The following is a 26,680-nucleotide window of genomic DNA, read 5'->3' as shown; positions in this document are numbered from 1 at the left end:
CCTGCACCCGTTTAAGAAGGGTTGCCTGTTCTGCCCGGGTTCACTCCGGTACTTCCTCGATTGATGAACTCCGTCGCAAGAATAGACGTACGGTTCGTCGAGGCTTGGTCTTGACCTTCGATTTCTGTAATCAAAGCTTGCACAGCAGCACGGCCAATTTCTTTTAGAGGCTGGCGTACGGAGGTGAGCGCTGGATTCACCAAGGAAGCCATAGGGATATCATCGTATCCGATGACCGATATGTCAGCAGGAATGGCGAGCCCGGCTTGCTGCAAACTTTGCATAGCACCTAAGGCCATCATATCGTTCCAGCAGAACAACGCCGTCGGCGGCAACTCCCTGTTCAACAGGCAGGCTGCAGCCTTACTGCCAAAGGCAAATGTGCATTCCCCGCGGATAATCAGGGCTTCATCTACGGTTAGGCCGTTTGATTCCAGCGCGAAGCGGTACCCTGCTTCCCTGTCGGACCTATGGGAACCCACATAAGCAATTCGCACGTGTCCAAGTCGAATCAAGTACGTGACAGCTTGAACAGAAGCCTGAAAGTGATCCGCTGAGATGTTATAATGCGCCTCCGGCAGCGTGTAATCCAAAGAAACGAGCGGAAGACGATTCAGATGCGTCTGATACAGCTTGCGAAGAGCTTCAGCATCCTTAATTACGCTTCCGGAAATGATGCCGTCAACTTTACGTTCTACGAGTGTCTTAAAACATTCCAAATTTTTTTCAAGTTCGTAACCTGCTGAGCAGAGAAGTAGTGTATATCCTCGTTCCCAGGCTGCTTCTTGTACGTGTTCGGCCCGCGTCACGCGCGACATCTTTAATTGTAACTTTCATTAGAGGTCCGCCTGAGTGATAAGTAATTAATTGTCAGAAGCATTTTTCACAATAAATCCACGTGGATCAATCAATTCTTCTTCGTAAAGATACGGCTTATCACCAAAATTGACAATTGCCCGCTTCCCGGATGAGAACAGTGTTTCCTGCACGTGCCGATCCTCGCTCACAAAGCGATGAGAGACTAACTCGTCATAACAGATCTGCTGCAGCCACGGACAAATCCGTTGATAACTCTCCACAAAGGTAGCTTCAAAGCTATCCCACCGCTCTTGGTCGATCGACCATAGCGGTGCGGAGCCATACAGAATGTTGAATAAATCCTTTTTCCACCAAATTTCAGGGCTATGATGATTAGCGTCTTCCCAGCGCCAGGAAGTCACAATCGCATCGTGATAGACAAGTTCATACAGCGGGACTCTTGTGTACTCGTTGATGGAGTAAGCCAAATAAGTATCCGTTGCAGTTCTAGTACCCAGCATCACTGAAGGCCTTTCATTATTTTTCCAATCTCCATAGTGATAAATGGACCCCTTTTTATGAATATCGGAGTTAAACCATGTACGCTGCAGCGTCATCATCCCATGCACATACACGCTATGGGAACCTGCGAAGTCCGCCCCAAATTCTGCACCAATAAAGGTGCCGTAGTTATCTTCCAAATACTCATAATTCTGTACAATGGCTTCCGCGTACTGCTGACGGGTTAACGGATGATCCTCATGATGACATTCATAAAGTCCGTTTGCTTGGTAAACGTCCACAAAATACGTCTCATGCGGGTAGATTTGCAGCTCTTTCTCTACCCGCTTCACCATTTCCGGGCGTACAGCTACAGGACACACATATGTGCCGTATTGATTTGAATACGTAGAGCCATCTGGTTTCCTGGATGTGATCTGCTCAAATAACCCTGGATATACATTCCTTTTGAGAGGAATCCGCTCGATTTCCGCATTACCTGCATGACCTTCTGGGTGAATATCAGTGAAGAGCTCATAAGCGCCTGTCGCATAGCCCAGCTCTTTCAGACGGCTGTCGTAATCCTCTTCCGGATACGGTAAGTGATTGGCGTCCCACAGAAACATCGCTTTATCAATTCCGGCTTCTTTTAATTTTTGAGCGAAGATGACCTCACGTGCTTTATCCCAAGCATAAATATGTACAGCTCCAAGGATTTTTGCAATGGCAGGAAAACGTTCCTGATTTTCTTTTAAAGAAATCACATTATTTTTCGGCCATGCATAAGCTCGATATCGTTTACACTGGGCCACATAACCGCCTTGATGGAAGAAAATATAGCGGATTTTGCGTTCATAACCGAATGCTCCCATTGAGCTGAGCCAAGTCGGTGCAAAGGTGATAAGACCTCGCTCGCGCTTGAGGTCAATGGCTGCGTCAAATGGCGTTTCAATAATGGCCATATAGCCAGTTTCAAGTGCCGTATCCGTAACGCCAATCCATGCCATCGCCGCACCCCCTCCGCAGAAAAAGATAGGCTGCTCCTCCAGTGGATAAACGGTATCCGTTACGGGAAGCAGCAGGCCCTGACTATCGGTCTGGAGTACGTAATGTTCGGGATTCGGCGCCTCAAAAGCAGGCGGAAAGCTGATTTTCTCAAAGGGCGCATGCGGATCAGCCGATAGTGTGAAAGTCACTTCCGATTGTTCTGTTAGGGCAATGGTCACCGACATGGCGAACGCGCCTTGCAGCTCTACTTTTAGCGTATTACCGCTCTGCGACACCTGATAAATCTGCCAGCCACGTTCAAACGGCAGCTGTTCCCAGCCTTTATTTACACGTTTATCGGTAACTGTTATTCGCTTCTCAAGCGTATCCAACTTTAATTCAAGCTGATGGTCTTCCAGTATCCAAGTGTTAAGCATGTGTTTCTCCCTCTTCCTTATCCATTATTCTATGTATTGGCAACTCCGCTTCTTAATGATATTCATAAGCACCACGGTCTACGGTTCCTGCTACAGGGCGACTAACACCATCAAAATCCAGCGTAGCTGTAAACGAATTATCACCGCTGTTAATAGCCGACGACGTGCTTTTTAAATGAAAGTCGCGAAGTGACAGGTTGCTGAATAGCGGGTCTGTTGTTAAATTTCCTGTGCCTGTTTTGAGAATCGTCCCGTTGTAAAAAATATTACTGTTAAAATATACCGATGGGATCGGAACCCCGCTGGCATCGTTCGCTTTACTAACCGTCTCTCCACCTGCGTACATGATATTGTTGATGACATAGACATTGTTGGAGTAATTCCCAATGATCTCTCCATAATTCAGATTAGGGCTCTGTGAATTGGCGTAGGTCGTATTATTATTCACATACACATTTTGCGAGCTGAAGATATTAATACCTGCTCCCCCATTAGAATAGGAAATATTATTATCCACAATCGTCTTCCCCGTATATGGTGTTCCGCCAATCTGATCGTTTTTATTATCATCGATAATAATGCCATTCCCATCGGAATACACACCATGACCTTGCCATCTATAATTCGTCTGATTGCCATACACCAAATTGCCGGACACAAAATTTTTGTACCCCGTACCATTGTCCGTATTTCGCGAATGAAAGATGTTAATACCGCTCTGCGCCCATGCTGTAAACCAACAATTGTTATAAACGGTATTGTTCGAGAAGTTAATATAGTCTGCTTCCTCGGCTCCGATACCTTGCCCTGGTTTATCATGCACTTTGTTGTTGCGAACATTGATATGCGTCGCATATACAGTAGGACTTACATCCGTATTCTTGACAACGCTGATACCATTCGTATTGAATTTGCCGATGTTGCCAAGCGTATTGGTATTTTCGTAGGACTGCGCTTCTGTATTGGATAAATTTTGGCTCCAGCCGTAAATCTCGAAGCCTTCAATGTTAATGTACGAAGCCCCCTTAACTAAAATATGGTGCCATGCGCCTTGGCTAACACGCAAAATCGGGGTATGGCCTGGGTAAGCCTTATAAGTGATATAAGCATTAGCTATCCCTGAACGAGTAATTGTTAAGATCGGATTGCCGTTATCCCAATACGTACCATTCATGACATAAACCGTGTCTCCCGGATTCGTCTTGTTGGCAGCCGTTTGAATGTACCGAAGCGCATTCGCAGGTTCAGGTCCAAGTCCTGTGTTTCCATCATTGCCGTTAACACTCACATAATAAGTCACAGGTGTTGCCGCATGGGCGCCAGTCGGGATACACATCCATAAAGCCCACATACCGATTGCAATCAAAAGCCATTTGAACAAAGCGAGGTCATACTTTCTCATCATCACCATTACATCCTCCTCCAATTACTTATAAGGACAAGCGATTACTGGGTCCATTATCCTCCTTGTATTCCAATGAAACCGTTATCAGTGCAATCCAAAATCCCCTCCTTGAAATGAGTTGTACGTTCTGTTAAATCCATAATATGCTTACATTTATATTCTACCTGATTGCATTTTTTGGGAAATAAAGAATATTGGGATTCCTATTGCTATATTAAGATTAATCAAAAAAAAGCGCCGCCAAATGTTGAATATGCCTCTCACGGCAATACTCATCATCTGGTAGCGCTGCTTCCACATAATTAATTGATATACTTAGTGTACAACTCATATAGCAGTTTAGCAGCCTCTGCACGTGTCATACTGTCAGTCGGCCGAAGACGCGTTCCATCTCCGGATATAATTCCTTGCTTAACCAATGCGGCTACGCTTTCTTTCGCATAATTCGCAACGTTCGCATTATCTGTAAATGCGCCAAGCCCCGATGCCTCACTTGTAAATACGAGCTTATTGCTTAGTTGTAATGTTCTAACAGTCATCACCATTAAGTCCTGTCTGGAGATTGGAGCATTGGGCATAAACTGATTGCCATCAACCCCGTTCGTTATTCCTAGTTTTCGGGCTATGCTTACCGAGTTGAAGAAATAATCACTGGTTTTAACATCATCAAAGGATGCCCCATCTGCGTAATCTGCCTTCAGGCCAAGGGTTCGAACCAGAAGTGAAATAAAATCTGCGCGTGTAATATGGTTACTCGGCCCAAACGTTGTATCCGTAGCGCCATTAATAATACCTTTGGAAGCTAGAACTTCAATCGCTTTACGCGCCCATGCGATGTCCGTAATATCAGCAAAGCTTTTAATCTCATACACGATCGCATACTTGCTAAAATGAGTCGTCTGAAAAGTTACCCGCCCAGTTGCGGCATCGTATCTGCCAGACGGCACTCTTTGCACGTTGCCATTGTCGTCGATGTACCAGACATTCACATGTTCCGGGTGCAGCAATTCCTCTGCCGATGGCTGGTAAGCCACACTTACGGTAACCGGAGACTTATCGTTATGCCAAGCCAACTTTTGATCATCAACTTCAATATTTAAATCAATGACAGGATGATTGCCAATGCTATTCTTTAGTTCGCTGCTGAAAGTTGAAGTATCTGCAAGACGAATGGATAGAACAACATTGTTCGATTTTGCAAGATCGCTATTTTGCAGCATATCATTAAGTATCGTTAACGTGCCAAGCGGAGTTTGAATATCCAACTGCTTTGTTCCACTAGTATTCTGAAAGAATGCGGAAGGAATGGACAAAGCATATCCTGTTGCGCCATTAACAGCATGGATGCTCACTGTCTTATGGAATGAGGTATTAGATCCTGTAAGGCTTTCAAGCCCTTTTAGCTGCTTAGCCGTAAGTGTTGCTTTAGCTGTCTCCTGGCTAAGAGTTGGTGTCAGTTGGAGGATGTTCGTATTATTATCGGTAGTACCTGTCCCAGTACTTGAGGGTAAAACTGGACCTGCACCTGGGCCTGGGCTTCCCCCTGCCGACTTACTTGAGATCCCGAGGGTTGAAGTTGCGCCCTCTGTCCAAATAGAAGGTGTGCTCCCGGAAGCCCCTAATTTAACGGAAACAAGCGTGACGTCTACGTTCCCAGGCGCAAGTGCTGTAAAATTTAAGGAAAGGAGATTCACATCACCCTGACTAGGCGGCAATTGTCCTGTTTTAGTAATGGCATAGAGAATCCTATCTCCTTGCACCTGTGGTGCAACCTCTAAATTTGCACCGGCTGGGAAAAGTTCACGATTCGGAATAATATCAGGTACACCTTGTGTGCCTGATTTCTCAACAAATTGTAATCGCCGTGCATCGTACGTAAACACAATTTCCATGCCGTAAAGGTTAGTAACCTGCGCTCCTCTTATTGTCATGGTAACCGTTTGCCCTTCCTCTACCCGCTCGCTTGAAAATGAGACCGTAAACGAAGGTTGGGCTGTTGCTGCATAGCTTTTAGTTGACAGCAAGCTCATCGTGAGGGAAACCATGAGCATCAGATAGGCAGCCAGCTTAACATAGTTTTTCATCGTCATTATCCACCTTGTGATCGTGATTAGGAGGAAGGTTTCCCCTTCCCCCTATACGTGCCATTATTGAATTAGGTTAGCTGTAACGATTAGATCGAAAATGTCAATGACATTATCATTATTTACATCATATTTACTTACGAGATTCCAATCACTGAGAGATAATTGGGATTTAGCTTTACCATATTGTTGAGCCATTTGAACCAAGTAACCTAAGTCATAAACGGAAGTCGTGATTCGCCCATCTTTAAACTGATTAATTGCTAAATTCAGTTGATTAGCTGCTTGATCAACTAATTCTTGCGTAGCTGCGAGAGTGTTCAGCACCGCAGTAGCAGTCATAATCTGATCTTGCAACTGCGCTTTGGAGCCCATTGGATATTGACCAGATTGAGTGCCCTCAACGGCTTGCGTCAAGGTTGACTGAGCAAGCGTTATTAACTGTTGAAGCGTACTTGTGTTAGCCACGAAAATAATAACATTTTGCGAGGATAACTGATCTTGAGCAAGTTGGCTAAGTTCACTTTGCGCGTTTGAGGTCTTTGCTGCTGTCACAGCAATCACCGTTGCTTGGCTCTGTACAGGAGCTTTAGCCTTCCAGTTTAACTTAAACAGATCACCAGGTACTGTAATTGCACCGCTTGGTTGCGTAGCCACGCCATAGATTCGAACTATCCCAGGAACAGTGATGTCTGCATGAAAAAAAGAAAATCCACTCTTCAATGACGTAGTATCGACAAATTCAATATGGGCTGAATCATAACTGACTGTTACATCCACACCATAAACAGCGGTGGAAATCGTATTTGTCGGGGAAGTCAATCCGACATTCGTAGAGAAAGACGCTCCTCGATAAACAGAACCAACACCTGACATGGTTATGGATAAACCTTGTAGATTACCCAGAGTTTGACCATTAATTGCTACCAACGTACTGCCTGATATTTGTGTACCATCTGTCGAAGTAGCAATAACACGAACACTACCGTTCTTCACCGCCTTTAACAAGCCAGTGGTATTTATTGTTGCTTTGTTGGTTAGCGTCACACCATCAGGCTCATACACACTCCAACGTACCGTAGCCTGTGTAGCCGCAGAAGGAACAATAACGGCCTGGAATTGTGATGTTCCACCGTTGGTGCTAATATCGTTTCCATAGACCGAGATGGATTGAACAAAAACCGGCGCTGCATTCGTCGTAACGGCAGCTGAAGCACTAGCTCCCGAGAGATTGCCCGCAGCATCTCGTGCGCGAATGGTAAAGCTGTAAGCGGTACTTGGTTGCAAATTGCTAGCAACATACGTAGTACCTGTCAAACCAGAAGCTATTTTATACGTACCGCTATAGACTTCATAAGTTACAGAAGAAGTTTCATCCGTTGAAGCTGTCCAGCTCAGATTAGCAGATTGGTGCGTTTTATCCGTCACCTGGACATTTCCTGGTACCGTTGGAGGTGTGGTGTCTGCCACCTGACCCAGCAGTGTTACATTCCCCCATCTTGATGTGTTGGAATAACCATTTCCCTTAATATCACTCCAAATCGCTGTACTTGTTCTAGCCCCTACACCATTGTCATCGTTAACCTGAGAGTCCAAACCGATAACTTTCCCATCAGAACCTTTAATGGTCTTAAACGGAATTTTCACTTCGACGATATATCCATTTGCTGTTTTTGAAGTTGCACTGGTAAATTCCGATCCGTTCCCTTGGCTTCCCACGGTCTTTTCATTGTCATAATTGATTCTGTACTGTCTGTCATCAGGCTGATGAGAGGTTGTTTTCGCGTTATTCTCGTCAAGGAATATTTCCACAGAATCTTGTTCCCATGCATTTGCATTCTTTTTGCTTAGTAAGGGATCCGTTACTTCTGACAAGACATACAAATTATCTGTATCCCATAGTACTCGAACTTTGCCCGTGGCACCTGAAGTCACTGGAGCCGTTGCGTTATCGATATATTTGTTAACATTAAGAACCGGAGCAGTATTCCATATTGGGTCCATGGAACCGTCAATCGTAGGCGTACCGTAACGTGCTACACCGTTCTCGGGCATGAACTCCATGGTTTGTCTAATTGCATCGATATCAATTACATCATTTACAATCGGATTAGCACTTGTATAACTGGTTTCGTAAGCGCCAATGTCGTACTTCGCTCCCTGCGGACGAGCCGCATGCACAATATCAATGGAAGGCGCAAGCGTCTTGGTTCCACGATCAATCGCCGGTGAATCAGACTTAAGACGAAGGAAGTTCACATTTGTTGGATCAAGGGATACAAATTTAGGGTCAGCTACAACATCGTTGGTACCCATTTCTTTGGGCGTACCTCCGCCATAATAAATGTTGTTGGCATAGATGACCAATTCACTGCCATTCGCATTATTGATTGCGTAATTGATTTCACCTTGGCGTAGATCTCTTGAATATACGATATTATTAAAAATATTTACTTTGTCAGAGGTACTAGCGAACAATTGGGCATACGTTAAGTACGGATTTTGGTTATTGTTGTACAGCGTATTGTTCATAATATCTACGTTAGCGGAGTTAAAGGAATGAATACCCGAGCCCCCGTTGCTGTAGGAGATATTATTTTGCACCAACGTTTTTCCTTTATAAGCAGGGAACGTTTTTCCAGTGTTTTTATTGTAATCAATAATAATGCCGTTTCCATCCGAATACCCTTTGGTTTGATTCCATTTGACATTCGTTTGGTTATGATGAACGATATTATTGCGAATAATACTCTTATAACCTGTCTCTGTATCGACATCCACGCCGCCTAGGACACTAATCCCGCTGCAAGCATACATCGTATACCAAGCATTGTTGTAGACTAAATTATCCTCAATTGTGATATAATCCACATTGGCTGAGCCTATTCCCCCGGCAGGTAAATCGTGGATAATGCTATTTCTCACGGTAATATGATGAAACGCCGGCAAGCCATTGGCTAAGTTAGTTCCGCTGTTAATATTAATCCCGTTAGTGTTGGCTTTCGTAAATCTAGGGTCTCCATAGTTAACTGGCAGACCAGCTTGTGTTTGCTCATACCAATAATTGTATGCAGCCTCACCGTCTGCAAGCGTAAGATTCTGGTTGTTCCCTTTCACCTCAATTCCGTCAATGATGATATAGCTGGCCTGAATGAGGATGACATCCCAAGCATTATCGGAGTATAAAACAGGATGAGCGCCAGGCGCTGCTTTGTATGTAATATACGCAGGCTGATTTGTTGCTGTGTTGAATGCTCCTGATTTCGTAATGGTCACCATTCGGTTACCACCGCTATACACATACAGACCATCCATGATATTCACCGTATCGCCAGGTGCGGTAAGATTAGCCGCCTTTTGAATGGTCTGGAATGGGGTACTCGCAGACTTTCCATCATTGGAATCGCTTCCTGACGGACTCACATAATAGTTGATTGGCGTTCCGATTACAGGTGCCGCATCAAGCAAAGTTCCCGGCGCTGCATGTATGATTGGATTTGCACCAGCAACGTTAGATGCTGATACCTTAATATTATCGACTAAAATTGTTGCTTTGCTATGCGTGCCTGCGTCGACATTAAGCATCATAGCAGCCAAGCCATTTGTTTTAAACAAATTGGAGTTTTGAATCGGCTCATTATTAACTAGACGTGTTGTTTTGCCATCCTTTATATGGTAAAGATCATAGCTTAATGTATCTGCATGTACGACCAACTTGAGGGAGAATGCTTTATTGACTTCCCATGTCGTTCTGGCGGCAAATGCGCCATTTCCCGTCCCTGATGAGCGTGCATAAATATTGCCATTTTTCGAGAAAAGCAAGGTGTTGCTCTTTACCCCCCATGACCCATCAATCAACCTTAGGTAATAATCGGCATTTGTATCCTTAAGCATAAAATCGGCTTCCAGCGTATAGCTTTTGTAAATTGAATCTGCTGCCCAGGATTGAAAGATCGGAAAACCGATATCTCCCGGTTCATCCTGCGTCGTTGTCACATCCACCCACCTGCTGCCGCTCTCCTCTACAATTTTCATGACAGATGGTGATTTGGCATCCAGAATATTGGTTAGAATGACAGATCCGGTAGCCGTACCTGCTATTGAAGTATCTGTGTCGTTTGTTTCGAAGGTCGTTGTTCTTAATAGTGTGGTTCCTGCAGCAGGAACATAGGCATCTCGAACATCATTAGAGTATGAGAGTTTAATATTATCGTATCGGACGCTTGTGCTCGTTGCAGCAGTTGTACCAACAGCCTCGATATTATAATAAACGACGCCAGTTGTTAAAAAGTCATGTCCACTATAGGCCATTAAAGGCTCACCACTGGCAAGCATCGTTGTTACGTTAGTCGTTTTATCTGTGATAAACAGATCGTATTTATTAATATCGTTGTAGAGATCCAACTTAATGACATAGGTTTTATTCGCTTCCCAAGTGCCTCGCTTGACGTAAGTACCTTGAGCGACAGTACCTGACTTTACTTGTACATCTCCACTAGGCAGAAACTTAGCAATGGGAAGATTTTGCCCCCAGTCCCCAGGTATAACCTTCAGATCAAATTCTTTGGCTTGATTGCTGAATGTTAAAGAACCTTCAAAGCTAAAACGGTTTCCAGTTGCTTGTCCGCTTGCGTTTGCTGCATAGTAAAACCGCGTTTTACCCTGTGCATCCGCCGGCACGGTTACTTCCAGAGCCCTATTACCATCTGACTCACTTACAATTTTTTTTGTAAAAGCAGTTTCTACAGCAAACATGCTAGGAACAGGCGCAATATCTGCACCGACGGCAAACGCACCAAAGTTAGGATCCGTGGTTTCAAAGGTATGATTCATTTTAACTGTTTCAGCCGCATCAGCCCTACCGCTAAATTGCGGAAAACTTACACTTGCGATTGAAAATAGAAGTGTGAGTGCAGTGATGCATGAAGCAATTTTTTTCATTTTCTTCATTCTTTACTTCCTCCTCGTAAACTATTGAAACCGTCATCATTTTAACCAACAAAATCTCGGCAAACCTGATGCTTGCAATAAATATTTTTACATGATGCACCTCCATTGAATTGAGCAAACCGCTTGGAATTCAGAAATCCAAATTTAGTTATCCTTTCATTCATATTCTACCTGATTGTGTTTTTTTGGAAATGAAGGATATTTAGATTCCTATCACTATATTAAGATGGTCATAAAAAATCGACCGGATCGAGGTAACCCTCCCATCCGGTCGATTAAACACACTATTCTACACCCTCACATCTGTTCAAAAACAAAGTTAATGGAACCCTGGTATGCCATTGCTTGACAGCTGAAGGTTATTCGGTAAATCCTCTCGCCCCAGACTTTCGACATCCACTTATCATTCGTCTCAATCCGCTCTTTGGTCATTGTTAGATGCTCCGGATAGATCAAGCGAACAGAAGGACCTTCATTGGATTGGAAAAAAAGTTCCCGTGGCTGCGGCTCCTGCACTTCACAGCACGTCATGAATTGCCATTGCAACGCGCTCCTGCTTGAAGTCAAATCATACGTATCCTGCAGCTTGACATAGGCAGACGAAGAACGACTCAGCGTGATCTCTCGAATCCACTCCCTTATTCCCGCTTCTGACGGATACGCAAGTGCCAGATCAAGCTTAAACCGAGCATAGTTGTCATCTGCTTGATAATCTACCCATCCTGCTTGATAATCTCTGCCAGGCAACTGCTCGTACCCGTTCACCGTCGGAACATTATGATAAGTCGAACGCATTGTCCATATTTCATAGCGTTGATCGCTAAAGGTTTGCTTATTATACGAATTAACTCCTGCATCAATGATAACGGGATATCCATCGGCATACAAAATAAACTGCCCAATATCATTATGATTGTGGCTTTCCGCATTGTGTCCGCCTTTGGCAGCAAGATACAAGCCCGATGGAGAATTACTTTGTTCTCTCGCTGCCATAACTTGAATGCCGTCTAGCCACACATCCCTCAGGTAAGGTGGAGAGCCCTTCTCTTGAGTCAAAGCGGGATAATATTTAATTTCCGAGAGACTGCGGAGCATCGGATACCAGGGATGCTGAACGAATTTAACCGAGCTTATGCGGTACTGATTAACCGCTTGATCGCATAGCATCGGATCGTGGATTAACTGTCCGTACTTAAATGCTTGAACCGCTTGAAAGTTAGTGATTTTGGCCGAACCGTCAGCAAAATTAATAAAATAGGTCTCGTGAATATGCGCTCGATAAATATAACGGCCAATATTCTGAACCAGCGGTTCTTGAAACAGATCGACCAATCCGCCTGTAGCGTGCTTAAGCAATTCAAGACAATCGAGCAGAGCCCCGCCTGCCCGGTCCCAATACGTTGTCCCTTCATCGCAGCCACCATCGGAATGATAGCTTTCCAGGAACGCGTCTAGACTCGTAATACATTTAGTGAGTCCTTCCCATCTGCATTTGGCATCTTCCTCCACAAGAAGTAAAGCCGTCAAAAAACAGGAGTTAATCCAAGGATTCCAATTGTTTACAGGCCGTTTCTCAAAGCCCATCCAAAAGTAATCATCGCGTCCCATATACGCATCCAGTATGCGCCTCTTCACTTCCTCCTGGATGCGTTGCACGATATGAGGGGTAACCTTGTTCAACTCATTTCCAAGCAGATAGGAAACCCATGCTAGCAATGAACCTGTCTCTGCTGCTCGCAGATCCAAAGAATGCCCCTTTCCCAGAGGCAGTAAAGCCTCCTCACTATGCATCACGCCGATCCAACTTGTCTCCTCACAGATGGCCCAAATCCCATTAATAATATCATCAAGGAATCTGCCCGCTCCTTCCAAGCATTCGGCAACGGCCAACGTTCCAAGCGCCGTTCTGCGCTTCAAGTACGTTTCATCACAGAGATCTAAAGACCCCGTACGAGTAAATGCCATAATCATGGATGCCGATACGATAGGCCACTCGTAATTGATGTATTTCTCTGCTTGTCTAATCAGAGACTGCCTCACTTCCACAGGTACATCATCCCAGTAGCCCCTGTCGGCTGCCACCGGAAAAAGATGGAACTGCTCCTGTTTGATCATGTGCTGCTCCTGCAACACATGACGGAATTTTTCCCTAATCACACTACATCTACTCCTCTGCTGCAAGCCAAATTACCTGTCCCGGCTTCATATTGAGTTGAATCGTCCGTTGATCTCGCTCAACAATACTCACTACTGTCTGATTTTGTTCATCCTTTGCGCAGATAGGCAAATGAGCTTGAATTCGGCAGCTACCGCCTTGACTTGCACGAATCGCAGCTGTTTGCAATTGCCCATGCTCCCATTTTATATCAATTTCATAACCGCCTCGCGCTTTTAATCCCGTAACGGAGCCCTTCATCCAGCTGGACGGTAGAGCCGGCAACAGCTCAATAATGCCATGATGGCTTTGCAGCAGTAGTTCCACAATGCCCGCTGCGCCTCCAAAATTGCCATCAATTTGAAAGGGCGGGTGATTGTCCAACAAATTCGGCAAGGTCGAATGCGTCAAAAGCTCTTGCATATGAAAAGCAGCCAGATTTCCATCCTTTAACCGGGCGTAAAAGTTTATAATCCACGCTCGACTCCATCCCGTATGACCTCCGCCATGAGCCAATCTTCTCTCTAATGTTATTCTTGCCCCTTGCGCCAACTCTGGTGTACGGTTATCACTTATTCCGGTTCCAGGATGAAGCGCAAACAATTGTGAAATATGCCGATGACCTGGATGAACTTCCTCATAATCCTCGGACCACTCTTGTATCTGTCCATATTTTCCAATTCGTGTTGGTGGAAGCTTACTTCGGGCATTCGCCAATTGAGCCCGAAACTCCTCATCTATCTCCAATCGTTCGGTGGCGGCCATGCAAGCGGTGAATAGCTCGGTCAAGATTTGATTATCCATGGCTGGTGAGGCACATAGAATACCTGTTTCCCCATTTGGCAATACATACTTATTCTCTGGGGATACAGATGGTGAACTGATCAGCCAGCCATTTTCATCTTGGATTAAAAAATCAAGGAAAAATAGCGCAGCTTCTTTCATTGTGTCATAAGCTCTCTTCAGAAATATCTCATCTTGCGTAAATTGGTAATGCTCCCAGAAATGCAAACTTAGCCAAGCTGCACCAAACGGCCAATAGGTTGCGGGAAGATGCATGTCCTGCGGCGCTGTATCCGCCCATATATCGGTATTGTGATGAGCCACAAACCCACGGCATCCATACATAATAGCAGCTGTTTGTCTTCCAGGCTCCTTCATTCGTTCAATTAAATCAAATAATGGCTCATGGCATTCCGACAAGTTGCACGTTTCTGCCAACCAGTAATTCATTTGCGTATTAATATTAATTGTATATTTACTATCCCATGGTGGCAGCATATCATCATTCCATATCCCTTGCAGGTTTGCAGGCAATGAGCCGGGACGACTTGAGGCAATGAGCAGATAACGACCGAATTGAACATATAGCGAAATTAACCCTAGATCCACCTGACCCTGCTTAATCAGATTAAGTCGTTCTGGTGTGGACAGCGTCTCCCGGACATCCGGCTCTATCCCTTCAATCTGCAAAGACATACGATTATACAAAGTTCTATAATCAGCTATGTGATCTGCCAATAACATGTCGTATGGCTTTATAGCTGCTTGCTTAATCAGATTTGTACAAGCATCCTCAGGATCCGCATATCTAAATGTGGTAGCTGCCGACAACAAAAGCGTAACCTTACGAGCACCTTGGACAGTAATATGCTCACCAATTGTCTGAACGATACCGCCATCTGCGACTGCCCTTAGCATAAGGACGTAATCCGTGTCCGACAAACCGTAGCACTGATTACGCATAACAATTGTATCATGGCCAATTATCCCTGCCACATTTGCATATTTGCCTGCTTTTCTATCCAATCTGGCATGGAAAGAAATACCCGCTGGACAAGATGTCTCAAGTCGTATAACCATTACACTGTCAGGAAAGCTCACAAAAGTTTCACGGCGATACGCATATCCATCCCGTTCGTATGTTGTGGTTGCAACCGAGCGTTCAAGGTCAAGCTCTCTTCGATAATTGGAAACACGGCTCTCCTCTTCATCTATAAATAACAGCAAATCTCCAGCTGGCACATAGTGGCGCTGGCTGTTAGGAGTACCGGAGAAAGCTAACTCCGCTAGTCGATGAGCTCCACCAGCTCTTCCTTCTTTGATCAGTCTTCTTATCTCCCCAAGCTGCGGCAAAGCATCTCGGTTATTCCTGTCACGAGGTCCCCCATACCAAATCGAGTCTTCATTCAGCTGAATTCTTTCATTTCGAATTTGGCCAAACACCATACCTCCCAACCGTCCATTACCTATAGGCAATGCCTCATTCCAATCACTTGCTGGCTGTTTATACCACAATTTTTGGCTCATCAAAATTCCACCTTCTGAAGTCTATACAGCGTCACCGGATGATTGAGTATGCCCATGAAGGTTATTCTCAATAATCTAGTGACGCTGCCTATTCCTTACTTTTTATTTTTTATAAACTCATCAATTTGTTTTTGCTTCTCTGCAATAACTTTGTCCATGCCGGCTTTTTTCAACTTGTCATTAAACTCTGGCAAGTACTTCTCCGGATCAACCACACCACCGCTAAGGCCGTCAATATAAGATTTGACAACGCTGGCAAGAGCAGCTTCTTCATTTTTTGTGCTCTCGCTGTTATAAGTAAAGCCAAGAATTGGGGATGGTACGCCTGCTGCATTGAACGTTTTGAACTTCTCCCATTTCTGTGGATCTTCGTTTTGGAACAAGTAAGTCAAGAATTGGTTACCAACTTGCCAAGTGTTCCCTGGGAAATAGCCTGTGTCTTTTGAGGCAGCAAAGCCATCTGGGACCTTAATTACATTATCTTTACCAGCAACCTTCACGTAGTGCTTGCCTTCAATCCCAAAGTCCATTAGATTGACGATACGCGGATCACTGTGCAGAAGATTAAGGAACATAACCGCTCTCTCAGGGTCTTTGGAAGTTCTCGAAACAGCAAGCATCGAGTTGTTGAGATCAGCAGATGCCACATAAGGTTGTGTAAATTCAACTTGTATTAATGGCTTTTTACTTAAATTGCTCGCTTCTAAGTCTCCGCCCGGTTTAAGCTGCGACCATCTTGCTGCGACGAGCCCTTCATCGTTCTGTGCTTTCAAATTTGTGTTCGTGCCTGGATCCTTTTGGAAATAACCTTTTTGGTTCCAGTTATACATCAGTTTGAACAAGTCCTTGGCTTCAGGTGTTTCAAAAATATTGACAACTTTTGGTGTCGTACCTGTTTTGGAAATAACACCAGGGCTTTGGAATCCGCCAATAAACTCATAAGGCAGTAAGTTTAAGAAGTTAGATGTAGCTACGATCGGGATCACATCCGCCGACTCGCCTGCTTTGACTTGTTGCAGGAATGGTTCAAGATCTTCCAGCCTTTTAATCGTTTTCAGGTCCAGTTTATACTTTTCTACCAGGTCTTTGCGCAAAAACAAACCTTGCTGGGAAGCCATTTCTTTTTCCGTAGGGAGTGCATAGTTCAATCCTTTAATCGTTGTTCCCGTTAAGAACTTCGGATTCATCGACTTCAGAATATCTTGTCCGTACTTTTCCAATAAATTGTTTGCTGGATCGTTCAGAGCGACGTAAGCGCCTTTAGCCACGTTGATGCTAAGATCGTTACCGGAAGTGAACATGAGGTCAAACGGCTCACCGGAAGCGATCATCAAATTCGTCTTTTGTGCATAGTCTCCCCAGCCCAAGTGATTGATCTTAACTGTCGCATTAATTTTTTCTCTCGTAATCTTGTTGATTTCTTCTTCAACTAACGCCACATCTTTTTGCGCAGTAGGTCCTGCGAAATAAATCGAAATCTCACGCGGATCCAATTTTTTGGTAGCAGCTGCTGAAGCTACTGATGACGAAGAGCCTGGTGAAACTGCTGGTGCTCCCGATTTTGAACAAGCTGATAAAAGCAGTGCCGGTATCGTAACAGCTAGGGCAATCGTATTCAGCTTTTTCATGTTAATCATGTGCAAACCCTCCTAAATTATCTACAAGTATATGCTTAACCAGATGGTCTGGATATAGCCAATTTATCATTACCCTTTAACGGAACCGACAGTAAGTCCCTTAACCAAATACTTCTGCAAGAAAGGATACACCAGAATGATAGGACCAATACCAATGACCGCCATCGCCATTTTTGCCGTTTCAGAAGGAAGCGTTTTTTGAATTGCATTAACAGCCTGAATACTGGCAGCACCGGAGTTGATATAGTTAAGATCGCTAATGACCTTATACAACAAATATTGTAAACTCACCAATTGGGGGTTGTTTATAAAAATTAATGACGTATACCAGTCGTTCCAATACGATAACATTTGAAACAATCCGACTGTAGCAAGCACTGGTAAGGATAATGGCAAAATAATTTTGCCATAGATTCTCAGTTCGCCTGCACCATCGATCTTGGCTGATTCAATGAGCGCATGAGGAATGGTATTGGTGAAAAAAATACGCATAATAATGACATTAAATGGAACAACGAGATGAGGAATGATGAGCGCAAATAGCGTATTTTTCAGTCCAGCTTGTGTATAGAGCAAATACCAAGGGACGAGTCCGCCACCGAAGAGCATCGTAAAAAAGACAATAAATGAGAACTGATTTCTGTAAGGAAAATCAGGGCGTGACACTGGGTAAGCAAATAACGACGTGACTAATAAGCTCAAGAACGTGCCGACCACGGTCACTAGAATCGAGATGCCATAGCCCGTTGTTATTTTATCCAGATCATCAACGAGGAATCTGTAAGCGTCCACGGAGAAAACCTCAGGAATGAATTGATACCCATCTCTTAAAATATGGGACTCGTCAGAAAACGATACCGATATGACCAGAATCAAAGGCAGCACACATAGTAAACTCGCAAGTCCAAGGACAGTCAATAGGATAGAATAACTAACCGTTGACATTGCGTTGGCGTGATAACTTTTGGTTCTTCTTTTTATGACTGCACTTGATTTAATAATTTCTTCCATCTTGAATCCCCCTAGAATAACGCATTTTCTTTGCTGACCCGTCTGACAACGAGATTCGTCAACAACACTAGAACAAAGCCCACTGATGCTTGATAGAAACCGGCCGCAGCTGACATGCCCACATTACCGTTCAACAGAAAATTCCGATATACGAAAGTATCGATAACTTCCGTAGCAGGCAGCAGAGAACCTGAATTCAATGGAGCCTGGTAGAATAGTCCGAAATCAGCATTAAAGATACGGCTTATTTGCAGTAGCACCATAACAATTACAACGGGAGCGAGCATAGGCAGCGTAATATGTAGCATTTGTCTGAACTTGCTGGCACCATCAATTAAGGCCGCCTCATAATATTCGGTATCAATAGATACGATAGCTGCCAAGTAAACAACCGCAAAGTAACCGACGTGCTTCCACGTGTTAACGATAGGGAGAATAAAGAACCATTTATGCGCATCCGAATACCATGAGAGGGCTTCCATTCCGAAAAATTTTAAGACCGTTGCATTCAAAAATCCAGATTGACCAAGAATGGCATATAGGATGTAGCTTACGGCGACATACGATATAAAATACGGAAAAAGGATTGTGCTTTGAAATGTCCTCTTCAACTTCATACCACGAATTTCATTTAAGCCAATGGATACTGCAACAGCACCAATCGTGTTTAAAACGATAAACACGGCATTAAAACCAATCGTATTGCGTGTTGCTGTCCATGCCACATCGGTTTGTATGAGGTATTTAAAGTTTTCCCAGCCTACCCAAGGGCTGTGCCAAATGCCATCTGAGAAATTATAATTTTTGAATGCAAGAATCACACCGAACATCGGAATATAATTATTGAAAATTACGATGGCAAGTGCAGGAAGCATCATCAAAAATAAAACCCGGAAGCGTACGATATTTCTCATGTGTTCAGAAAGCTTAAGCATGTTCACCCTTCACTCCATTCTCTTGTCTGTATAGGTTTATTTTACCTTTTTACACCGTTTTGGAAATAAAGCATCTTAGGATTTATGTTAAAATATTCAGGTCAATCACAAAAAAACGAAGAATGTCGTTATGACACTCTTCGTTCTTTTATTTGCCGATTGGGTGACGCTTGTCAAAAGAGCTATCCATATAATTTTGCATGGATACGGAGCCCATCTGAACAGCGCTTTGAAGCATTGTATTTAATCGCTGTGTTTCAGCTTGCAGCATGTCATTGACTGAGGATGTTCCTGAAGCCACGTCCCGATATGCCTTAAGCCGATTATTCCAGCCAAAATGGTCCTGATTCACCACGCTGGAGGTTATCGTACTGTCCAAGAGGATGGGCTGTAAAGGATAGAATGATTCCACATCTGTAGGCAGGAAGTTGGTGAACTTCGAAGATGTCCTCGTATTCGGATAGTCTTGTTGGATACGCGAAGAGACGGGAATGACGACGTCCTTTTGATAGAGTTCACCAATGACACGATCCGAATGGATATACTGCCAGAAGTGAAGGGCTGCTTCGCTATGCGGGGTTGCGCTGTTAATCCCAATGACAGGCTCCGGAACTAACATTAACGCTCCTGCGCCTGCTTTCTCTTCATCTAAAGCCGGAGGCGTAGCGACGCCCCAATCCACAGAGAGCTTGAGTTCATTTTCAAGCCGATAGACATCGCTGCTTGAAACAAGCATCATGCCCACATTACCTTTGGCAAATTGGGTTAAAGCTGTATCGTACTTCATCGAGAGGTCTCCGGGAAACAGACTGCCATTCATCTTCATGGTCAGCATGGTTTCCATCCATGGCACATACCCCGTTGTGTCAAATTTGCCAGTCCGGAAATCAAATAAGGTAACACCGCTATAGGTCATAGGGATTTCCATACTCTGCATAAACCCGTACCAGTCTTCTCCAAGCGGCCATACAAATCCGTATTTCTGATTGCCAAGTTGCTTCTGACTAATCCGAGCAGCTGTCTCTTTCAGCTCGTTAAGCGTCTTTGGCGGTCGGTTCTCATCCAGCCCTGCAAGGCGAAACAGCTCTTTATTATAGGCAAGCCGAACCGTACTGAGTCCATAAGGAATAACGTATTGTTTGCCATTGAAACTGCCATATGTGAGTGCCCATTTGGAATAATTTTTCTTCATGGATTCGGGAATATCACTCGACAAATCTTTGAACCAATTCTTATACATGTACGTAGTGATCCAGTCCGACTGGACAGCAAAGACATCCGGTCCTTCCCCTGAAGCCATGAGCATATTCAAGGTTCTCGTGTAGTTTTCACGAGGAATGGTCAGCATTTGAATTAAAGCATCGTCCGAATTTGAATGGTTATACGCATCGATGACTTTTCGCATTTCCGTATCCGAACCATACGAGTTAAAAGCAAAGGTAAGCTGCTTTTTGGATGGTTCTTTTAGAGGCTGTACGGCTTGCTTCTTAGGCATTTTCATGCTCCATATCTGCTGGGTGCCAGCTGCAATCAAGCACATTACAAGAAGAAGACCACCAGCTAGAAGCCATTTTTTTTGTTTCATTTCTAAACTCCTTCCCTTACAATGGGGATAAATCTAACGCTAGGAAGACAGGTGACTGCGTGATGTGGATACGCTCTCTTAAGCAACTTTTCTCTCATCATATCAGTATTAAAAGCAGACTGCTCATCTATTTTTTGTCACTCGTACTCATTCCGTCGTCCATTATTGCCATTTCTCTGTATCATCAATCTAGCTCTACCATTTCTCAAAATATGACCGATTCAATTAACCGGAGCATGCAGATGATGGAACTGAATGTCCAGGAAACCTTGGAACAAATTGATGATATCACGACAAAAATTTACACTAGCGACACTTTACAAGGCATTCTGTCCAGTGATCCTTCCAGCGACGAAATTGGCATTGTCAACGAGATGACGCAACTGAGTACACTTCTCGACAGCTATAGCTTCTCAAATCAAGGCCGAACAAAATTCACTTTAAATCTATTCCTTATGAATCGGCCGATTTACAATCTTTTTCCATCCATTCCCCATGTATACAGTGTCGAGTCCGTTCAAAATCTGGGATGGTACCAAGCGATGTCGTACAAGAGCAGATTTAAAGTGCTTGGTCTGTATCAAGGGACTAATGAGGCGGGCAATCCTCCCCAGTACTCCATTCGTACCGCCAAGCAGCTTTATGAATTAGATAATTTCGCGGTTCCTTATGCAGGGCTTATAACAGCGGATGTCAATATTGCCGATTTTGGAAAGATGTTGGATAGCTTGAAGCCTTCCGAGCATAGTGAAGTTTACATCCTGAATGCTGCTGGCGAGGTCATGATTGGTCCTCGCATGGATGAAGTCAATCAGCCATTTTCTATCCCGGAACTATTCTCACCTAGCAAGTCTTTACAGGAGCCTGAATTCCAATCACAAATTACCTCCATGCAAGGTGAACAAACACTTGTCGCGAGCAAGATAATTTCACAACTAGACTGGAAACTTGTAACCGTTTCACCACTTCGTGATTTAAATGGGAAACTACTCACATTTAGAAACGTGATGATTGTTGTCATTCTTTTTAGCATGGTTATGGCATTCATTCTTGCCCTGTTCCTATCTAACAATATTACGAATCCGATTCGAAAATTTATTCGAGCAATTAATACGACGGATTCGGAATTGTTCAATGTCTCCATTGATTATAAGCGAAATGATGAGTTTTTGTTTTTATTCCAACGTTTTAACAAAATGATCCGGCAAATGAAAGAGCTGGTCGATCAGCTCTATGTGACCGAGGTTAAAAAGAAAAAAGCGGAGCTAGAAGCGCTGCAGGCTCAAATTAATCCTCATTTTTTATACAATACATTAGATTCGATTAACTGGATGGCACTCAAGAAGAAGATGCCTGAAATTAGTTTAATGGTCACGTCGTTATCCGATTTTTTCCGTTTGTCTCTTAATAAGGGTCGATCCATGATTCAACTTCAGGACGAGGTGAACCAGGTTCAAGCTTACCTTACCATTCAACAAATTCGACTGAGTAACAAATTAACCTTTGAGATTGACGCCCCCTCGCATCTCCTGCAATTGATTACGGTAAAATTGATTCTTCAACCACTAATTGAGAATGCCATCATTCATGGCTTCGATGCCAGTAAGGGGCGTGGGCATTTAATTATTCGCGCAGCCTTAGAGGCGGATATCTTGACATTGCGCGTTTCCGATAACGGCAGTGGCAATCATGCGGACGTCAATAAAATTCAAGATTTGCTCACGTCTTCAGGCGACGAAACCGCGTCATTCGGGATACGAAATGTGAATACCCGCATTCAACAATGGTTTGGCCAACCATATGGCTTACAGTATGAAGCTAACGAAGAGCAGGGATTAACGGCAATTATTCGAATGCCTGCCAGAAAAACAGCGGATGGATTGTCGAACGATCTTTTGCTGGATCAACGAGATCATTTATCCTAAGGAGGAATACGTATGATCACGATGGTGATTGCGGATGATGAAGAACTGATACGGGATGGTCTAAACTCAATTATAGACTGGTCTGAATTTGGTATTGAAGTCGTAGGTCTTGCAGAAGAAGGGCGCCAAGCCTATGAACTTTGCATGAGGCTGAAGCCGGATATCGTCTGTACGGACATTCGAATGCCGATCATGGATGGGCTTGAGCTTTCCCAAAAGCTGCGCGATGCTGGAAGTACAGCGAAAATTGTCATTATCAGCGGTATTCAGGACTTTCATTACGCCAAAACAGCACTTAGCATGCATGCGGAAGCTTACGTCCTAAAACCTGTTAAGCTTCATGAACTCACTGAGGTCTTTGGGCAAGTGGCTAGTAAAATTAACAGAGAACGCGACAGTGAAACCATGAACACGAAAGTGCATAAGCAGCTGCAGGACAGCATTCCCGCTCTGCGCGAGAAGTTATTGATTCAACTGCTTTCCCGCTACTACACGAATGAGAATGATATCCATGACAAGATCGCTTACTACCAAATCCCACTCCAACAAGGCGAGTTCTCCGCCATCGGGCTGCTTAAAATCGATGATTTCGAGCATGCCATTCAGCACTATAGCGAAGAAAATAAGCAGCTATTGTTTTTTGCCATTCATAATGTCGTAGAGGAAATCCTGACGAACACCCGCTCCGGATTTGCTTTTACAAATACAATGGATAATGAACTTATCGTCATTTTTAACGAAAAATCACTGATAGATCAAAAGTATATGGACCTTGCCGAAGAGATCATTCGGTGTATTCGTCAATACGTTAAAGTATCCGCTTCCATTGGCATCGGCTCGTCCGTCAGTTCCGTCTTGCAGCTCAGCTATTCCTATCAAGAAGCCAAGGAAGCTCTTCAGCACACGTTTTTTACCGGGAAAGAATCGGTCGTCACGATTCATGATATTGCACACAATAAAGTGGAGACCGAGCGTCATATGCACTTGTACGAACTGGAAAAACAGCTCATTCAACAGGTAAAACTAGGCGATGCAGATGGTGTCGCAAGATTGCTGAACAAACTATTTGATGACATTATCCTCCCGAACAGCGCACAGGTTGAACAAGTGTATTACCGCGGAGCTGAGCTTATTTTTCAACTGGCGCGTCCCCTGCATGAAGCCGATGAATCCTACGAAGCTATTTTGGGCAAATCTACCATTGAGCTCGTTCAAATGATTCAGAATACGAAAGACATTGGCAGCCTGCGGGACTTAATGACCAACATCATTAAAGACATCGCGCTATATATGCAAAATAAACATAATAGCAAAAGTCAACGCGTCATTGTACGCATCAAACAGTATATCGACAAGCATTATATGAACAATGTCACCATTCAATTGTTGGCGGAGGAAGCCTTCTTGAGCCCCACGTATATGTGTCAAATTTTCAAGCAAGAAACAGGCGAAACAATTATTGAGTTCTTAACAAAGGTTCGTATTGAAAAAGCCAAAGAACTTCTTAAATCGCCCGATTTAAAGATTTTCGTCATTGCCGAAATGGTTGGTTTTGAAAATGCCACTTACTTTACGACGGTTTTCAAAAAGATTACAGGTGTGCTTCCCGGCAAATATCGAGAAAGCCTTTGAGCAAGAAATAGCCCGCCTCCAGGCTCTGTTCAATAGAACGGCTGAGAGCGGGCTTATAAGTCCTTAACGCGAATGGGAATTTACTCTACTTGTTGATACCGATAGAGTACAAATGAAAAAGGTGCAGAAAGCATGAAAGGATAATGACCGCGGGCATCTGGCTTCAACTGAACCTGCTTCTGTCCTTGGTTCGAAATCACGACATCCTTCTCTTCCATTCGAATAATCTCCGTTAGGCAAAGCGTTGAAGAGGGTTCAACACCCCAAAGCTGCATGGCATAATCTGATTGTTTATGCTTTTCCCGAATAATTAACAGATACCCGTTTTGCTCATCCATTATACTTTGCAGCCCCGTCCAGGAAGCCCCCGACGGCTCTTCGCCAAGCGGTAAAACATGTCCCCCAAGTATGGCAGGATGATGCGGTTTAACCGCTTCAATCGCTCTGCTTAACACATCCGATTGCGATGCGGTTAACCCCGTTGTCTCCATCCAGGCCAATGAATTTGTAAAAGCGACCACCATTAAGGCGTATACCTGTCCACTATGAAATGGCGCCAAAGGATCATCTGTATATTTGTCTTGATTCCGCTCTACATTTAAAAACTCCATTTGCAATCTGTCAGCGGGGAGATACGGAAGCAACGTCCACAAGTTCCGCAGTGTCCAATGGGGATAATAATTACCCCAATCCGTATAGCGATTTTCCAGAAAAATAATCCCATATTGTGTCTGTCCCATATACCCTAACCGTGTCTGAGCCGTCGCATCGATATTGAAGACCACTTGACCTCCCGTAGCTTTGACCACTTGACGCATCATCATGAGAAGTCTCGTTTCTCCAAGCTTGGAGTGAATGTCTATACCGTCAAGTTTAAAGGCCACGATGTGATGCTCCTTATGCAGTTCGAGCAACGTGTTAACATCCTTTTCCCAATTCACATAATCATCAGAGGAATCCGGCGAAAACCATAGGCCAAGCTGGATGCGCTTTGCGGCCGCTGCCTCCACAATAGGAGACAAGCCATTAGGAAACCGTTCCGGATGAACATGCCAGAACTGTCCGTCCCCACTGTAATAATGGCTCCAAAGTCCGCCTCCGGGCGAGGCATTGACGGAATTGCAGGTAACTCCTTTTTGCCAGCCATCATCAATTTGCAGCAGCGTCAGACCTAAGTTGGAAGCTGCTTGCAGTTCAACCAGCAAGAAGCCTTCATGCAAAGCACCATCTTTGGAACGGTCCCCCCATGTATTACTCATCAGAAAGCTATCTCTTTCAGGTTTATAATAGCGAAGATTTCTATGGTAGTCATGCATCAGCCGATGCTCACTAAAGGTATCTCCATCAAAAACGCCAACCATTGTTCCATATGAGGTTACGGTCTCCCCTGTAGTGAGATCCGCTTGCTTGATGCCTGAACCTTGAACGGAAAGGCGTTTCCCATGAAAATAAAAGTCGGTACACCCCGGCTGTAAATCCCCAAGCGGTGTCGGCCCCTCCTTCACAATCATAAGCCCGCCGGCGCCAAGCGTCGATTGGAGTGTAAGCAAGTTGCCGCGCAAACTCAACTGCTCATTGACGTACAATAAGCCACTTTCTTTGCTTATCAGATTATTATGTGTATCTGTCTGATCACGAAAGCCAACACACGCCCACCGGCAATGTAAATGCTGGATTGGGAGCAAGTCACAGTAGTCTCCTCCTACTCTCCCGCGTTCCTTATTATTGTCATCCAATTGCAGCTCGTCTTCTTTACTAGAGAGTCCCTGGCGGTCTGGTTGAATCCAAGCTACAAAGGACGTACTAGCTTCAATTTCGGTCGCAGATTCCGCATTTCCTGCCAAGACCGAATACTCATGACGAATAAAAGAGGATCCCGGATACACTTTAAGCGTTAAACGGACACTTAAACGCTCGCCAATGTGGTCATAGGCCAAGTCCACATCCGTCCTTAAGTACGGCTTGGAAATGCCGTAGTCATCCTCAACGCAAGCGGTAACAGAAGCGTTTGTCAGCTTTGCCGATGGTGACAGCCAAGGAAACTGAAACATCGTAGTTTCGTTCGTCTGGGACAACCATTCCACTTGATTCTTTTTATCATAGATCGACTTGCTGATCGGCCCTCTTTCTTCGAAAGCCCAACTGCGTTCAATCGCAGCGTTACCAACTTTTAATTTTGACCCCTCAATCTGGATGTAGCAATCCTGTATCCACTTCGATTTCAACATAGAGAAACACACTCCAATGTGGTAATATATTATCCAATAAAATGAGTATATCTCCTTTAAAATGAATGAAAAATAGGAACATTTTGAATCGGAGTGGCAA

At 44.2% G+C, this 26,680-nt stretch carries 14 protein-coding genes; 2 read left to right on the top strand and 12 right to left on the bottom strand.

The genetic code is table 11. The annotated features are described in order from the left end of the window. Window positions 1-11: 11 nt before the first annotated feature. The 11 genes from ACUN27_RS07885 to ACUN27_RS07835 form a co-directional block, all read right to left on the bottom strand. Window positions 12-818: a substrate-binding domain-containing protein gene (locus tag ACUN27_RS07885; RefSeq protein WP_445558689.1), complete on the bottom strand. Its 807-nt coding sequence runs from the start codon at window positions 816-818 to the stop codon at window positions 12-14. A 45-nt stretch (window positions 819-863) separates the two neighbouring features. After that, complete coding sequence (locus tag ACUN27_RS07880; RefSeq protein WP_445558688.1) at window positions 864-2,723, bottom strand: glycoside hydrolase; 1,860 nt, start codon at window positions 2,721-2,723, stop codon at window positions 864-866. 52 nt (window positions 2,724-2,775) lie between these two features. Beyond that, the gene (locus ACUN27_RS07875; RefSeq protein ID WP_445560603.1) at window positions 2,776-4,128 is read right to left on the bottom strand and encodes a choice-of-anchor Q domain-containing protein; all 1,353 of its coding nucleotides are present in this window, start codon (window positions 4,126-4,128) and stop codon (window positions 2,776-2,778) included. Window positions 4,129-4,430: 302 nt separating this feature from the next. Next, window positions 4,431-6,212 (bottom strand): S-layer homology domain-containing protein, encoded by a 1,782-nt coding sequence (locus ACUN27_RS07870; protein WP_445558687.1) that lies wholly within the window; start codon window positions 6,210-6,212, stop codon window positions 4,431-4,433. A gap of 63 nt (window positions 6,213-6,275) precedes the next feature. Next, window positions 6,276-11,162 carry a sugar-binding protein gene (locus tag ACUN27_RS07865; protein ID WP_445558686.1) on the bottom strand — a complete coding sequence of 1,629 codons (4,887 nt, stop codon included), beginning with the start codon at window positions 11,160-11,162 and terminating at the stop codon, window positions 6,276-6,278. A gap of 297 nt (window positions 11,163-11,459) precedes the next feature. After that, entirely contained in the window at window positions 11,460-13,319 is a 1,860-nt protein-coding gene (locus ACUN27_RS07860; protein ID WP_445558685.1) for a heparinase II/III domain-containing protein, read from the bottom strand. 7 nt (window positions 13,320-13,326) lie between these two features. Next, on the bottom strand, window positions 13,327-15,627 hold the full coding sequence (locus ACUN27_RS07855) for a glycoside hydrolase family 95 protein (protein ID WP_445558684.1): 2,301 nt from the start codon (window positions 15,625-15,627) through the stop codon (window positions 13,327-13,329). A 95-nt stretch (window positions 15,628-15,722) separates the two neighbouring features. Further along, on the bottom strand, window positions 15,723-17,264 hold the full coding sequence (locus ACUN27_RS07850) for an ABC transporter substrate-binding protein (protein ID WP_445558683.1): 1,542 nt from the start codon (window positions 17,262-17,264) through the stop codon (window positions 15,723-15,725). Between the two features lie 69 nt (window positions 17,265-17,333). Continuing rightward, window positions 17,334-18,275, bottom strand: coding sequence for a carbohydrate ABC transporter permease (locus tag ACUN27_RS07845; RefSeq protein ID WP_445558682.1), 942 nt, complete (start codon window positions 18,273-18,275; stop codon window positions 17,334-17,336). 11 nt (window positions 18,276-18,286) lie between these two features. Then, complete coding sequence (locus ACUN27_RS07840) at window positions 18,287-19,189, bottom strand: ABC transporter permease (RefSeq protein WP_315952192.1); 903 nt, start codon at window positions 19,187-19,189, stop codon at window positions 18,287-18,289. 169 nt (window positions 19,190-19,358) lie between these two features. Then, a complete protein-coding gene (locus ACUN27_RS07835; protein WP_445558681.1) occupies window positions 19,359-20,795 on the bottom strand; it encodes an ABC transporter substrate-binding protein in 1,437 nt (478 codons plus the stop codon). A 62-nt stretch (window positions 20,796-20,857) separates the two neighbouring features. On the opposite strand from ACUN27_RS07835, the gene ACUN27_RS07830 reads away from it, so the two are divergent. Then, window positions 20,858-22,720, top strand: coding sequence for a cache domain-containing sensor histidine kinase (locus ACUN27_RS07830; RefSeq protein ID WP_445558680.1), 1,863 nt, complete (start codon window positions 20,858-20,860; stop codon window positions 22,718-22,720). A gap of 12 nt (window positions 22,721-22,732) precedes the next feature. Further along, window positions 22,733-24,352, top strand: coding sequence for a response regulator transcription factor (locus tag ACUN27_RS07825; protein ID WP_445558679.1), 1,620 nt, complete (start codon window positions 22,733-22,735; stop codon window positions 24,350-24,352). An 80-nt stretch (window positions 24,353-24,432) separates the two neighbouring features. Here the strand turns inward: ACUN27_RS07825 and ACUN27_RS07820 are convergent, their stop codons facing one another. Continuing rightward, the gene (locus ACUN27_RS07820; protein ID WP_445558678.1) at window positions 24,433-26,580 is read right to left on the bottom strand and encodes a hypothetical protein; all 2,148 of its coding nucleotides are present in this window, start codon (window positions 26,578-26,580) and stop codon (window positions 24,433-24,435) included. Window positions 26,581-26,680 lie beyond the last annotated feature (100 nt).

Source organism: Paenibacillus sp. WC2504 (genome assembly GCF_052682475.1).
The sequence above is the reverse complement of the archived record's forward strand: the minus strand, read 5'-3'. Positions and strand labels throughout refer to the sequence as shown.